Raw genomic sequence first — 14,319 nt, 5'->3', positions numbered from 1 at the left:
TGCTTCGGCTGCCACCGGCGTTGTCTGTTTACTACCGGTCAGCTCTGAGAATGCTGAGGAGGTCAAAGGGTGTCTGCTTCGCCGTGCCCTTTGCGCCAGGGATGGCGCAACGGAGCGTACAGGGAAGTATTTACAGCGTGCCGGAGAAGCAGTGCGCTTTGACCGACGGTTGTGCACTACTCTGCAAGCGAATTTGGCTCAGGCCTCACCGTAAATCGCCAGCACTTCCTTCGCCAGGATCTCTATACCGGCTTTGACGTCCGCTTCCGGCTGGGCGTAGTTCAGGCGAATGCATTGCTTGCTGTGGGCCCAGTCGTCGTCTTCGATACCCGGAAAGAAATAATGGCCTGGCACCACCAACAGGCCCTTTTGCTTGAGGCGCTGATACAGCTCCTGGCAGTGCACCGGCAAGTCTTCAAACCACAGCCACAGAAACAGCGCACCTTCCGGCTTGTGAATATGGAACTGGGGCAGGGGAATGGCCTGTTGCAGCCACTCCACCGCCTGCTGGGCCTTGGTTTGGTAGAAGGGCTTGATGACCTTGTTGCTCAGCTCGATGATATCGCCGTTCTGAATCATCGGCAGGGTCAGGGCCGGGCCCATGCTGCCGGGGGCCAGGTTGACGATGCCGCTGATGTTGGTGATGGCCTGCACTATGGTGGGGTTGGCGATCACTATGCCGCAGCGCACGCCGGGCAGGCCCAGTTTCGACAGGCTCATGCACAGTATGGTGTTGTCGTTCCAGAACGGGGTGGCGTCACTGAAAATGATATTGGGAAAGGGCGTGCCATAGGCGTTGTCGATCAGCAGGGGAATGCCCTTGTCCCGAGCAATCTGATCCAGATGGCGAATTTCCTCGTCGGTGAGCACGTTGCCGGTGGGGTTGGTCGGGCGTGACACACAGATAAGACCAATGTCATCGCCCACTTCCAGGTGGTCGAAGTCCACGTAGTATTTGAACAGGCCGTTGTCGAACCGGCGGATTTCCGGCTTGCAGGCCACGAAGTGGTCTTCGTCCAGGGCGCTGTCACCGTAGCCGATGTATTCCGGTGCCAGCGGGAACAGCACCTTCTTTTTGCGGCCGTCCGGGAATTCACCGGCCATCAGGTTGAACAGATAGAAAAAGGCGGTCTGGCTGCCGTTGGTGAGGGCGATGTTCTCGGGGCCCACGGGCCAGCCCAGCTCTCTGGACAGCAGCTCGGCGAGGGCCTGAATAAAGCTGTCTTTCCCCTGCGGGCCGTCGTAGTTGGCAATGGCTTTCAGCAGAGCTCCGGTTTTCAGCAGTTCCTGTGCCTGAGTGTCCAGGTAAGCCATCACCTCGGGAATGGCGGCCGGGTTGCCGCCGCCCAGCATAATGGTATTGGGGGCGGTGAGGCCCTGGTTGAGATCGTCCATCAGCTGAGTGATGCCGGAGTGACGGGTAAACTTCTGTCCGAATGCTGAAAATTCCATGCTCGAGCTACCAAATGCGATACGGTTGCGAAAGCTTCACGGTATCCGATATCGGCATGGGTGTCGACCGGACGAAGGTCGGTATGAAACCCCTGTTTCACGTGAAACAGGGGAACGGATTCAGTAAGTGTAGGTCTGGGTCGGGCGGGCAAACTTGGACGGTTTGGCTTCGTAGCTGACCTTCAGCGCCAGTACCGTGCACTTTTCGTCCTGCTCCAGCAGGGGAGCCAGTTCACTGAGCATGCGCTGACGCTCCGAAGAGTTTTGCCAGTGCTCCCAGCTTTCTATGCTTTGCCAGTTGGAAATCACGTAGAAGTGGTTGGGGTGATGTACATCCCGGTAGGCGTCACCCTTGAGAAAGCCGGGGCGTTCGGTAATTTGCAGCATCAGGTTGCGAATGGTTTCCTGATAAACGGTTTCCAGGCCTTCCGCCACCCGGCGTTCAATAATGACCTTGATCATTGGCATCGTCCTTGTTGCAGGTAGAGTCACACTCTAATTATTAACACAAATCAGCCCGTTATTGGTAAGACCAGGAAAACAAAAAGAGTGGGTGCAGGGAGTAAATAAAAAGCCCCGCGGGTGGCGGGGCTTTGAATCACCGATAACCGCGGCGGTTTATTGCAGCAGCGAAATATCGGCCACGCGCAGGAACAGGTTGCGCAGCTGGTTGAGCAGGGCCAGGCGATTGAGGCGAATAGCCTCGTCGTCGTCCATCACCATCACCTGGTCAAAGAAGGCGTCCACGCTTTCGCGCAGTGACGCCAGCTCGGCCAGGGCCTTGCTGTAGTCGCCGTCTGCAAACAGCGGGGCCAGGCGCTCGGCCAACTCGGCCACCTGAGCGGCCAGGACGCGCTCGGCCTCGTCCTGTAGCAAGTCGGCATTCACCTCGGCGGGAATGTCACCCTCGAACTTGGCCAGAATGTTGCCCACCCGCTTGTTGGCAGCGGCCAGGGCGGCGGCGGCATCCAGCTCGCGGAAGGTGCTCACGGCCTTTACCCGGGCGTCGAAATCGGCGGGACGGGTGGGACGGCGGGCCAGCACGGCCTGGATTACGTCCACACCGTAACCGGCATCCTGATACCAGGAACGGAACCGGCCCAGCATGAATTCCAGCACGTCGTTGGCTACGTTCTCGTTGGAGATTTTGTGGCCGTAGAGGGCGCGGGCCTGATCGATCAGCATCAGCAGGTCGAGCTGATAGCCTTTTTCCACAATGATGCGCAGGGCACCCAGGGCGGCACGGCGCAGGGCGAAGGGATCCTTGTCGCCCTTGGGCGCCTGACCAATGCCAAAGATGCCCACCAGGGTATCCAGCTTGTCGGCCAGGGCCACGGCGGCGGACACATCCTGACCGGGCAGGTCGTCACCGGCAAAACGCGGCTGGTACTGCTCCTTCAGGGCCAGGGCCACGGCTTCGGGCTCGCCGTCGTGACGGGCGTAGTGCATGCCCATCACGCCCTGAGTGTCGGTGAACTCAAATACCATGTTGGTCACCAGATCGCACTTGGACAGCAAACCGGCGCGCTCGGCCAGCGCCTGATCGGCACCAATGGCGGCGGCCACATAGCTGGCCAGGGCGCTGATGCGCTCGGACTTTTCCTTGACCGTGCCCAGCTGCTTCTGAAACAGCACGCTGTCGAGCTGGTCCAGGCGGGATGCCAGGCTGGTCTTGCGGTCGGCGTTAAAGAAGAACTCGGCGTCGGCCAGGCGGGGGCGCACCACCTTTTCGTTGCCCTGCACGATCTGGCTGGGGTCTTTTGATTCGATGTTGGTGACGAAGATGAACTTCGGCAGCAGCTTGCCGTCGGTGTCGTATACCGGGAAGTACTTCTGGTCGCCCTTCATGGTGTACACCAGGGCTTCGGCCGGCACCTTGAGGAACTCGTCCTCAAAAGAGGCGGTCAGCACCACCGGCCATTCCACCAGGGAAGTGACTTCTTCCAGCAGGTCTTCTTCCAGATCGGCGATGCCGCCCACCACGGCGGCGGCGTCCTTGACTCCGGCTTCGATGATGGCCTTGCGGCGCTCAAAGTCGGCCAGTACTCGACCGCGGTTTTCAAGCTGTTCAAGGTAATGATCGGCATGGTCGAGCTGGAATTCTTTTTCGCCCATAAAGCGGTGGCCACGCACGGTACGGGCGGAGTCCACGCCCAGAATGGTGGCCGGCAGCAGCTGCTCGCCCAGCAGCAGAGTCAGGGTGTGCACCGGACGAATAAACTGGGTGGTCTTGTCACCCCAGCGCATGGCCTTGGGAATGGGCAGCTTGCTCAGGGCCTGCTCCACCATGGCGGGCAGCAGCTCGGCAGCGGGCTTGCCCTGAATGTCGGCCACGTGTACCAGCCATTCGCCCTTGTCGGTTTTCAGACGACCGGCCTGCTCCACGCTGATGCCGTTGCCCCGGGCCCAACCCAGGGCGGCCTTGGTGGGGTTGCCATCGGCGTCAAAGGCGGCCTGCACGGCGGGGCCGCGTTTTTCCACCTGCTTGTCGGGCTGGGCTTCGGCCAGGCGGATTACCTGTACTGCCAGCCGGCGGGGAGCGGCGAACCAGCGAATGCTGTCAAAGGCCAGATCGGCGCCGTTGAGTTCGTTTTGCAGGTTGTCGGCAAAGGCCTGACCCAGGCTGCGCAGGGCCTTGGGGGGCAGCTCTTCGGTGCCGATCTCTACCAGGAAATTCTGTTCTGCCATGCCTTATCCTTCCTTCTTGCACATGGGGAAACCGAGGGCCTCGCGGGACGCGTAGTAGGCTTCGGCAACGGCCTTGGTCAGGGTGCGAATGCGCAGTATGTAGCGCTGACGTTCGGTGACCGAGATGGCCTTGCGGGCATCCAGCAGGTTAAAGGCGTGGCCGGCCTTGAGAATGCGCTCGTAGGCGGGTAGGGGCAGGGGCTGCTCCAGCTCCAGCAGATGCTGGCATTCCTTTTCGCACTGCTCAAAAAAGCCGAACAGAAAGTCGACATCGGCGTGCTCGAAGTTGTAGGTAGACTGCTCCACCTCGTTCTGATGGAAGATGTCGCCGTAGGTGGTTTTGCCCAGGGGGCCGTCACACCATACCAGATCGTAGACCGAGTCCACGCCCTGAATGTACATGGCCAGACGCTCCAGGCCATAGGTGATCTCACCGGTGACCGGCTTGCACTCCAGGCCGCCCACCTGCTGGAAGTAGGTGAACTGGGTCACTTCCATGCCGTTGAGCCAGACTTCCCAGCCCAGACCCCAGGCACCCAGAGTGGGGTTTTCCCAGTTGTCTTCCACGAAGCGAATATCATGTACCTGAGGGTCCAGACCCAGCGCCTCGAGCGAGCCCAGATACAGCTCCTGCAGATTGTCGGGCGACGGCTTGATCATCACCTGAAACTGGTAGTAATGCTGCAGACGGTTGGGGTTTTCGCCGTAACGGCCGTCGGTGGGGCGGCGGGAAGGCTGTACATAGGCGGCAGCCAGCGGCTCGGGGCCGATGGCGCGCAGGCAGGTCATGGGGTGAGAGGTACCGGCACCCACTTCCATGTCCAGCGGCTGCACCACGGTGCAGCCCTGCCGGGCCCAATAATCCTGCAAGGTGAGGATCAGACCCTGAAAGGTATTGATATCGAATTTTTGCATGATGATAGCGCCTTGATATAGGTGCGTTTGCTGAGTGAAACTAGGTTACCGAGTATACCCGCTGGTCCGGTGTGAATATAGGCTGAATTGGGGAGGTGCCATGGTGCAGCGCTGCGCCTGGGTCAATCAGGACCCGCGTTACATTGCTTATCACGACAACGAGTGGGGCGAGCCCGAGTACGACGGCCGGGCGCTGTTTGAAAAGCTGTGCCTCGACGGCCAGCAGGCGGGCCTGAGCTGGTTCACCATTCTGTGCAAGATACCGGCCTACCGGGAAGCCTTTGCCGGCTTTGAACCAACACAGCTGGTGACCTTTACATCGAGTGATGTAGACCGGCTGATGCAAAACCCCGGCATTGTACGTAACCGGCGCAAAATCGAGTCTGTTATCACCAATGCTCATGCCTATTTGGCCATGCAGGAGGAAGGCATCGATTTCAGCCGCTGGCTGTGGGACTTTGTGGGTGGGGCACCGGTGATCAACCGCTGGCCCGATGCCGCTGCCGTGCCGGTGACCACGGCCGAATCGGACGCCATGGCCAAAGCACTCAGGCAGCGGGGCTTTGCCTTTGTGGGCAGCACCAGCTGCTATGCCTTTATGCAGGCCACCGGCATGGTGAACGATCATCTGCTGAGCTGTCATTGTCATCCCGAACACGTCAGTGGTTGACCACAAGCCTCAATCCGGGCTTGGTTTATGGGCCATAGCGAGGCTATATTGTCGGTTACTTGTGCTTTCTGAACGGGATCAATAATGAAAAAGATTTGTCTTGCTGTGGCGGCGGCACTGGCTCTTTCCGCCTGTACTACCAACCCCTACACTGGCGAACGTCAGGCCTCTAAGGCCGCCATCGGCAGTGGCATCGGGGCTCTGGCCGGCGCCGTGATCGGCGGCGCATCCGCCAGTTCCAGTGACCGTGAAAAAGGCATTCTCATTGGTGCCGCCAGCGGTGCGGCCCTGGGCGGCGGCGTGGGCTACTACATGGACGTGCAGGAAGCCAAACTGCGGGATCGCATGCGCGGCACCGGCGTCAGCGTGACCCGCAACGGTGACCAGATTATTCTCAACATGCCCAGCAACGTCACCTTTGCGGTAGACAGCGCCGATCTGTCCCCCAGCTTCTACAACACCCTGAGCGGCGTTGCCATGGTGCTGAAAGAGTACGACAAGACCTGGGTGAACGTAGTGGGCCACACCGACAACACCGGCTCTGCCAGCTATAACCAGAGCCTGTCCGAGCGCCGTGCCGCCACCGTGGGTCAGTTCCTGATCAGCCAGGGCGCCGCCGCCAACCGTTTCAATATTCGCGGTGTGGGCTTCAGCCAGCCCATCGCCAGCAATGCCACCGAGCAGGGCCGCGCCCAGAACCGCCGGGTGGAAATTACCCTGAGCCCCATGGGCTAAGCAAATCACACCCATCATTGATAAAAAATGCCCGCAAATGCGGGCATTTTTTATTGCAGCAGTGTCAGCAGCGCCATCCAGGCCGGCAGCACGGCCATGGCCAGCAGGGTCTGGCCGGTAATGAGGGCGGCCATCAGCGGCGCATTGCCACCCATCTGCCGGGCCAGAATGTAGGAGGAGGTGGCGGTCGGCAGGGCGGTGAACAGCACCACCACGGCCAGTTCCACCTGTCCCAGGCCGAGTACTATGCCCCCTGTCAGAGCGAGCAGCGGCAACAGGCCAAACTTGATGCCACAGGCTTGCCAGAAGGCGGCACCGGTGCCGCGCAGTGCCCTGGGCTGCAGTGCCACGCCAACGGCAATCAGGCCCAGTGGCAGGGCCGCTTTTCCGGCCAGGGCAAGGGTATCCCGGCTCCAGCCGGGCAGACCGATGCCGCTAAGGTTAAGCGCGATGCCGGCCGCGCAGGCAAGCAGCAGGGGATTTCGGGTCAGCGCCTTCAGCGCGCGCAACAGGCCTGCCGTACCCTGGCTGTCACTGGCCACGAACATCAGTACGCAGAGAATATTGACCAGGGGCACCATCACCGCAATGGCCACGGCGGCGGCGGTGATGCCGGCTTCCCCATAGAGGGCGGCGGCGCCGGCCAGGCCGACATAGGTATTAAAACGCAGCGCTCCCTGAAACACCGAACTGAAGGAGGTCGGATTCGAGCCCAGCCGATGGCGCTGCAGCCAGAGCAGGGCGGCCAGCAAGACCAGCAGGGAGCTGAGTAGGCCGATCATGCCGCCAAAGGTTACCTGACTGAAATCGGCGGTGGCCAGGGTGCTGATCAGCATGGCCGGAAACAGCAGAAAATAAATAAAACGCTCCGCGCCGGGCCAGAACTGATCGTCGGGAAAGTGAAGCCGGCGCAGCACGACACCGGCCAGGATCAGCAAAAACAGGGGGCCAAGGGCATGGATAACGTCCAGCATGGGGGCTCCGGCAGAACGAGGTGGGCCCCAGCATAGCAGCTTGCTGAAGCGGGCTGCGTGCGCCCGCTCGCGGTTCAGTTACCTTTCTGGATCAGAAAGCGGTAGGGCAGTTCATCTACCTGGCTGGACAGCAGTTGGTGGTCCATAAAACGGCAGAAGCTGGGAATGTCACGGGTGGTGGACGGATCGTCGGCGGTGATCAGCAGGGTTTCGCCGGCGGCCATGGTGCGTACCTGTTTGCGCACCATCATCACCGGCTCCGGGCAACGCAGGCCGGTGGCGTCCAGGTGGTGGTGAGCATCGGAAAGAGAAACGGTCATATCGGTCTACTGTATTCTTGAAACCCGCCTATCTTAATGCTGACGAAAAAATGGTCAACCCCTCACTTCTGGCTTCTCGCCGCTCATAGTCGTTCAAACACGGTGGCAATGCCCTGGCCCATGCCAATGCACATGGTGGCCACGCCCAGGGTCGAGTTCTGTTGCTCCATCAGGTTAATCAGGGTGGTACAGATTCGTGCCCCCGAGCAACCCAATGGGTGCCCCAGGGCAATGGCGCCGCCGTTAAGGTTGACCCTGTCGTCCATGGTATCGAGCAGGTTCAGCTTCTTCAGCACCGCTAGCGACTGAGCGGCAAAGGCCTCGTTCAGCTCAAACAGCTCAATGTCATCAAGAGTGAGGCCGGCCCGTTTCAGCGCCTTGCGCACCGCCGGCACCGGGCCCATGCCCATGATTGACGGGTCGCAACCGGCCACCGCCATGGCACGCACTCTGGCTCGGGCTTTCAGCCCCAGGGCGGCGGCCCGTTCGGCGGACATCACCAGCATGGCGGCGGCGCCGTCCGAGAGAGCCGACGAGCTGCCGGCGGTGACGGTACCGTTGGCCGGGTCAAACACCGGGCGCAAGCCGGCCAGGGAGTCCAGGCTGGTGTCGGGACGAATGACCTCGTCGGCCTCAAGGTTGAACAGGGCGCCGTCGGCGTCGTGACCGTGAGTGGCTAATATTTCGTGATTAAAGCGGCCTTGTAAGGTGGCTCTATGGGCACGCTGGTGGGAGCGCAGGGCAAAGGCGTCCTGCTGTTCCCGGGTAATCTTGTGCATTCTGGCCAGCATTTCCGCGGTGAGACCCATCATGCCGGCGGCTTTGGCCACGTTCAGGGCCATTCCCGGGTGAAAGTCCACGCCGTGATCCATGGGCACATGACCCATGTGCTCCACACCACCCACCATAAAAATGTCGCCGTCGCCCACCATAATGCTTCGGGCAGCGTCATGCAGTGCCTGCATGGAGCTGCCGCACAAGCGGTTGACGGTGACCGCGCTGACGGTTTTGGGCAGGCCGGCCAGCAGGGCGGCGTTGCGGGCAATATTGAAGCCCTGCTCCAGGGTTTGCTGCACACAACCCCAGATAATGTCGTCAATATCGCCGGCATTCAGCGCCGGGTTGCGGGCCAGCAGGCCTTGCATCAAGTGGGCCGACAGGTCTTCGGCGCGCACATGGCGAAAGGCGCCCCCTTTGGAGCGGCCCATGGGGGTGCGAATGCAATCAACGATAACCACGTCTTTCATGCTGTATCTCCTGCCGGCTATCAGTAAAAGGTGTCATCCTGTTGTGCCATGTGGCGCAACTGGCCGCTGACCTGGTATAGCGGGCCCAGGCCGGCATGGCGATCCGCCATGGCCAGGTAGTTGTTCAGCCCAATGGTGTCGAGGTAACGGAATACGCCACCGCGAAACGGCGGAAAGCCCAGGCCGTAGACCAGCGCCATGTCCGCCTCGGCGGGAGAAGCGATAATGCCTTCCTCCAGGCAGCGCACCACCTCGTTGATCATGGGCACCATCATGCGCGCCATGATGTCGTCGTCGGCAAACGCTTGAGGCTCGCCGTAACGCTCTCGCAGCAGCGCCTGACTGTGAGTGCAATGGGTTTTCTGGGACTGGCCCTTTTTGTTGGTTAACCAGGCATAAAAGCCTTCTCCGCTTTTCTGGCCCAGTCGGCTTTGCTGAAACATCAGATCGATGGCGGTGCCGTCGTCCTGTTGCATGCGATCGGGAAAGCCCTCGGCCATGACGGCGGCAGCATGATGGGCGGTATCCATGCCCACCACATCCAGCAGCCAGGCCGGTCCCATGGGCCAGCCGAACTGTCGCTCCATCACCCGGTCGACTTCGGCGAAGTCGGCGCCGTCGGCCAGTAACTGGTTAAAGCCAAAGAAATAGGGAAACAGCACCCGGTTGACGAAAAAACCGGGGCAGTCGTTGACCACTATGGGTGTTTTGCCCATGGCGGCGGCGCAGGCCGCCACCCGGTTGAGGGTGTCGTCGCTGGTGTGCTCGCCGCGAATGACTTCCACCAGCGGCATGCGATGCACCGGGTTGAAAAAGTGCATGCCGCAGAACCGCTCGGGGTGCTTCAGGCTTTGAGCCAGGGTGGAGATGGGGATGGTGGAGGTATTGGAGGCAATGACGGTATTCTCGCCGACCTTTTGCCCCGTCTCTGCCAGCACTTGCGCCTTGATGGCGGGGTTTTCCACCACGGCTTCCACCACCAGATCGACGCCGGCCAGCTCGTCGTCACTCAGGGTGGGACGTATACTGGCGAGCACCTCGGCCAGGCGGGCGCCATCGATTTTTCCCCGCTCCAGCTGCTGATTCAGTCGCTTGCCGGCTTCACGCATGCCCAGGGCCAGAGCGTCGTTATTAATGTCCTTCATCACCGCGGGTATGCCTTTTACCGCCGCCTGGCTGGCAATGCCGCCCCCCATGATGCCGGCGCCCAGCACCGCCAGCCGGTTGACCGGGGCCGCCTTTCTGGCGGCCTGTTTGGCCTTGCCCTTGACCAGCTGATCATTGAGGAAAATCCCCACCAGGGCCCGGGCCACGGTTGTGCGGGTCAGCTTGATGAAGTTGTCCTGCTCTACCTGCAGAGCGTCGTCACGCTCCATACCGGCTGCAGCTTCAATGGTCTTTACCGCCATCATGGGGGCCGGGTAATGAGGCCCGGCCTTGGCCGCCACCATGCCCCTGGCGGTAGTAAAGCTCATGGTGGCTTCAACTTTGCTCAGGGTCAGGGGCGCCGTTTTTTGCCGGCGGCGATCCTGCCAGCCGTGTTCATCGGCCTGCAGCAGCAGCCGTATGCCAGCTTCTCTCAGTTTGTCGGTACTCACTACCGCATCCAGCAAGCCCAGTTTCAGGCAGGCATTCGCATCGTGGTCCCGGCCCGTGGTGATCCATTCCATGGCGTTATCGGCACCCACCAGCCGGGGCAGGCGCACGGTGCCGCCAAAGCCGGGCATAATGCCCAGTTTGGTTTCCGGCAGGCCGATGCGGGCACTGGCGTCGCCCAGGCGAAAGTCGGTGGCCAGAATGCATTCACAGCCACCGCCCAGGGCGTAGCCGCGTACCAGACTGAGGGAGGGAAAGGGCAGATCTTCAATGCGGCTGAAAATGGTATTGGCCCGACTCAGCCAGCCGGCCAGTTCGGCGTCGGGCAGGTCGAACTTGTCGAGAAACTCGGTAATGTCGGCGCCCACAATAAAGGCGTCCCTGGCGCTGGTGAGCATCAGGCCCTTTATATCCGGGGTTTGCTCCAGCGCCTCGACGGCGGCTTCCAGCGACAGCAGGGTGCGGCTGTCCAGCTTGTTGACGCTGCCGGGAGCGTCAAAACACAGCTCGGCGATGCCGTTGTCCAGAAGGGTGACCGAAAGGGTTTCACCTTGGTAGATCATACGAATGTCTCCTTGAGTTCCCTGACACGGCGCCGTATACAAGCGACTGTGATGAAATCACTATGGACAGTAAACAGGCACTTTTCAATGTGTTTTAAAACGCATGTTTAAAAAACAAAGTGCGTGATCCTGGCGCAGCGTGGCGGCCGGACAGCTGTGTTATGATGGCCGGCCTTGTTGCATATGTACCGGCATGCACAGCGCCGGCAAGAACCGTTCAGGGACGATTCATGACCGCTTCCCCTTATCTTGTTCCGGCGGCCTCCGTGGTGTGGGAGCAGGAAATCAAAAAGAGCCGCTTTATTGCCTGCCTGGCGCACACGCCCAATGCAGAAGCGGCCAAGGCCTTTATAGAGCGACTGCGGAGCGAATATCCCGGGGCCGGACACCATTGCTCGGCCTTTATTGCGGGCGCGCCGACCGACTCTCAGGCCTTGGGGTTCAGCGATGACGGCGAGCCCTCGGGCACCGCCGGCAAACCCATGCTGGCCGTGCTGCAGGGGGCCGGTATCGGTGAAATCACTGCCGTGGTGGTGCGCTACTTCGGTGGCATCAAGCTGGGCACCGGTGGCCTGGTGCGGGCCTACGGCAGTTCGGTGAACGGCGCCCTGACCGAGCTGAGCACAGTAGAAAAAGTGATTGAAGGGCGGCTGGCGCTGTCCGCCGACTACAGCGACATGGCCCAGCTCGAAAACCTGCTGGCACAAAGCGGTGCCGAGTGGGAGCGGGTGGATTACGGCGCCGCCGTCAGCGGCGTGTTACGGGTCGATATTCGGCTGCTCGACAGCCTGATAAAGCAGATCAAAGACAGAACCCAGGGAAGGGTGATTGCACGCCCGATCACCGATTGACATTCGAGCTTTGGAACAAGCATGCATATTCGCTCCATTATTCGCATCGTAGGCATTCTGGTTGCCCTGTTCAGCGTGACCATGCTGGCACCGGCGCTGGTGGCCTACATCTACCGGGACGGTGCCGGTCTCGACTTTTTCAGTGCTTTTGTTATTTGTCTGGTACTGGGGCTGGTGTTGTGGTTTCCCAACCGCACTCACCACAAGGATCTGCGGGCCAAGGAAGGTTTCTTAATCGTGGTGCTGTTCTGGACGGTGCTGGGCAGTGTGGGGGCCATTCCCTTTTTGCTCAGCGAGTTGCCGGACATGACGGTGGCCGAGGCGTTTTTTGAATCCTTTTCCGGCTTGACCACCACCGGCGCCACTGTGATCAGCGGCCTGGATACCCTGCCCAAGGCCATTCTGTTTTACCGCCAGATGCTGCAGTGGCTGGGGGGCATGGGTATTATCGTATTGGCGGTGGCGATACTGCCGATCCTGGGCATTGGTGGCATGCAGCTGTTCCGGGCCGAGATCCCCGGCCCGGTCAAGGACAACAAGGTGGCGCCGCGTATTGCCGAAACCGCCAAGGTACTGTGGTACATCTATCTGGTGCTGACCATCGCCTGCGCCCTGCTGCTGTGGCTGGCGGGCATGAATATGTTTGACGCCATCTGTCATTCCTTCTCCACCATCGCCATTGGCGGTTTCTCCCCCTACGATGCCAGCGTGGGCCATTTCAACAGCCCGGTGATCAATCTGATTATCGTGGTCTTTCTGATCGTCGCCGGGGTTAACTTCAGCCTGCACTTTGCCGCCTTTTCCAACCGGGGCATGCAACTGTCGGTTTACCGGCTGGATCCCGAGCTCAAGGTATTTATCGGTGTACAGCTGGTGCTGACGTTTATCTGCATGTCGATGCTGCTGGCACACCAGGTGTACAGCGACCCCTGGCAAGCGCTGGATCAGGCCTTGTTTCAGTCGGTGTCCATTGCCACCACCGCCGGCTTCAGTACCACCGGCTTTGCCGAGTGGCCGCTGTTCTTGCCGGTGCTGCTGATGTTTGCCTCCTGTATCGGCGGCTGTGCCGGCAGCACCGGGGGGGGCATCAAGGTGGTTCGCATCATGCTGCTTAACCTGCAGGGCATGCGTGAGCTCAAGCGGCTTATTCACCCACGGGCGGTCTATCGAATAAAGCTTGGCAACAAGGCGCTAGCTGATAGAGTGGTTGAAGCAGTCTGGGGCTTTTTTGCCGCCTATGCGTTGGTATTTGTGCTGTGCATGCTGGCGCTGCTGGCCACCGGCATGGACGAACTCACCGCCTTTACCGCCGTGGTCGCCACCCTGAATAACCTGGGCCCGGGTCTGGGGGAGGTGGCGGCCAACTTCGGTACCACTACCGACGGTGCCAAGTGGATTATGGTGCTGTCCATGCTGTTCGGTCGTCTGGAAATCTTTACCCTGCTAGTGCTGTTTACGCCGGCCTTCTGGCGAAGCTGATTGAGGAGTCTATGGAAAAACTGTTGGTGCTTTATTCATCCCGCAATGGTCAGACCCACAAGATCATCGAGGCGATGCGGAGTGAATTTGGTGATTATGAGGTGGAGCTGGTGGATCTGCACACCAACCCCAGGAAAAATCTCAGCAAGTATGACAAGGTGCTGATAGGCGCTTCCATTCGTTATGGCCGTTTTCATGACAGCCTGTACACCTTTATTCATCATCACAGCGAACAGCTGGCAGTGGCCGACTCCGCCTTTTTCTGTGTCTGCCTCACTGCACGTAAGCCCGAGAAGGCGGTGCCGGGCAACAACGCCTATATCAAGAAGTTCCTGTCCCGCTCGTCCTGGCGGCCGCGTACCATTGGCGTTTTTGCCGGTGCGCTCAAATACAGCGAATACAACTGGTGGCAGACCCGCATTATTCAGCTGATCATGAAAATTACCGGCGGCAGCACCGATACCAGTCAGGATCTGGAGTTCACTGATTGGGACAAGGTCAGTGAGTTTGCCAAAAAAGTAGCCGCACGGAGCTGACTCTCGGCAACAAAAACGCAGCAAAAAGCGGTTTTGGTACGTTTTCTGTACGAAATCGCTTTTTTTGATATAAAACTCAAAAAAGCCCTTGCGCAAAAATCGCGGCTCCCTATAATGCGCTTCCACTGACACGGGGCAACACGCCAACGGTCACAAGGGTTGAAAGCGAGCCAAACAAAGTTCAAATCAACGCTTGACGAACACCAAGGATTGCGTAGAATACGCAGCCCTGACCAGCGAAAGCGGTCAACGCTCTTTAACAATTTATCAAGCAAACTGTGTGGGCACTCGCA

13 protein-coding genes are annotated in these 14,319 nt (G+C 60.0%); 5 read left to right on the top strand and 8 right to left on the bottom strand.

Translation table 11 applies throughout. The annotated features are described in order from the left end of the window. Window positions 1-198 precede the first annotated feature (198 nt). From Q9290_RS13980 to glyQ, 4 genes are all read right to left on the bottom strand, one after another. A complete protein-coding gene (locus Q9290_RS13980) occupies window positions 199-1,452 on the bottom strand; it encodes a valine--pyruvate transaminase (RefSeq protein WP_306080264.1) in 1,254 nt (417 codons plus the stop codon). Window positions 1,453-1,572: 120 nt separating this feature from the next. After that, window positions 1,573-1,914: an antibiotic biosynthesis monooxygenase family protein gene (locus Q9290_RS13975; protein WP_306080263.1), complete on the bottom strand. Its 342-nt coding sequence runs from the start codon at window positions 1,912-1,914 to the stop codon at window positions 1,573-1,575. A gap of 156 nt (window positions 1,915-2,070) precedes the next feature. Further along, entirely contained in the window at window positions 2,071-4,140 is a 2,070-nt protein-coding gene (gene glyS, locus Q9290_RS13970; protein ID WP_306080262.1) for a glycine--tRNA ligase subunit beta, read from the bottom strand. A gap of 3 nt (window positions 4,141-4,143) precedes the next feature. After that, window positions 4,144-5,055, bottom strand: a complete 912-nt coding sequence (glyQ, locus tag Q9290_RS13965; RefSeq protein WP_306080261.1) for a glycine--tRNA ligase subunit alpha — start codon at window positions 5,053-5,055, stop codon at window positions 4,144-4,146. 100 nt (window positions 5,056-5,155) lie between these two features. Between glyQ and Q9290_RS13960 the strand changes: the two genes are divergently transcribed. Beyond that, window positions 5,156-5,725: a DNA-3-methyladenine glycosylase I gene (locus Q9290_RS13960; protein WP_306080260.1), complete on the top strand. Its 570-nt coding sequence runs from the start codon at window positions 5,156-5,158 to the stop codon at window positions 5,723-5,725. A gap of 84 nt (window positions 5,726-5,809) precedes the next feature. Further along, entirely contained in the window at window positions 5,810-6,460 is a 651-nt protein-coding gene (locus Q9290_RS13955) for an OmpA family lipoprotein (protein ID WP_306080259.1), read from the top strand. A 50-nt stretch (window positions 6,461-6,510) separates the two neighbouring features. Here Q9290_RS13955 and Q9290_RS13950 read toward each other — a convergent pair whose 3' ends face one another. From Q9290_RS13950 to fadB, 4 genes are all read right to left on the bottom strand, one after another. After that, window positions 6,511-7,434 carry an AEC family transporter gene (locus Q9290_RS13950; protein WP_306080258.1) on the bottom strand — a complete coding sequence of 308 codons (924 nt, stop codon included), beginning with the start codon at window positions 7,432-7,434 and terminating at the stop codon, window positions 6,511-6,513. A gap of 74 nt (window positions 7,435-7,508) precedes the next feature. Further along, window positions 7,509-7,754: a sulfurtransferase TusA gene (tusA, locus tag Q9290_RS13945; RefSeq protein ID WP_306080257.1), complete on the bottom strand. Its 246-nt coding sequence runs from the start codon at window positions 7,752-7,754 to the stop codon at window positions 7,509-7,511. An 83-nt stretch (window positions 7,755-7,837) separates the two neighbouring features. After that, window positions 7,838-9,001, bottom strand: coding sequence for an acetyl-CoA C-acyltransferase FadA (gene fadA / locus Q9290_RS13940; RefSeq protein ID WP_306080256.1), 1,164 nt, complete (start codon window positions 8,999-9,001; stop codon window positions 7,838-7,840). Window positions 9,002-9,021: 20 nt separating this feature from the next. After that, window positions 9,022-11,160, bottom strand: coding sequence for a fatty acid oxidation complex subunit alpha FadB (fadB, locus tag Q9290_RS13935; RefSeq protein WP_306080255.1), 2,139 nt, complete (start codon window positions 11,158-11,160; stop codon window positions 9,022-9,024). 230 nt (window positions 11,161-11,390) lie between these two features. Between fadB and Q9290_RS13930 the strand changes: the two genes are divergently transcribed. The 3 genes from Q9290_RS13930 to hemG are packed head-to-tail and all read left to right on the top strand — an operon-like array spanning window position 11,391 to window position 14,026. Further along, window positions 11,391-12,011 (top strand): YigZ family protein, encoded by a 621-nt coding sequence (locus tag Q9290_RS13930; RefSeq protein WP_306080254.1) that lies wholly within the window; start codon window positions 11,391-11,393, stop codon window positions 12,009-12,011. A 21-nt stretch (window positions 12,012-12,032) separates the two neighbouring features. After that, window positions 12,033-13,490, top strand: coding sequence for a TrkH family potassium uptake protein (locus Q9290_RS13925; RefSeq protein WP_306080253.1), 1,458 nt, complete (start codon window positions 12,033-12,035; stop codon window positions 13,488-13,490). Window positions 13,491-13,501: 11 nt separating this feature from the next. Continuing rightward, window positions 13,502-14,026, top strand: a complete 525-nt coding sequence (gene hemG / locus Q9290_RS13920) for a menaquinone-dependent protoporphyrinogen IX dehydrogenase (RefSeq protein WP_306080252.1) — start codon at window positions 13,502-13,504, stop codon at window positions 14,024-14,026. The last annotated feature ends 293 nt before the right edge of the window (window positions 14,027-14,319 follow it).

This window comes from Oceanimonas aquatica (assembly GCF_030732065.1).
Lineage (GTDB): Bacteria > Pseudomonadota > Gammaproteobacteria > Enterobacterales > Aeromonadaceae > Oceanimonas.
This window is presented reverse-complemented; position numbering and strand designations above follow the sequence as displayed.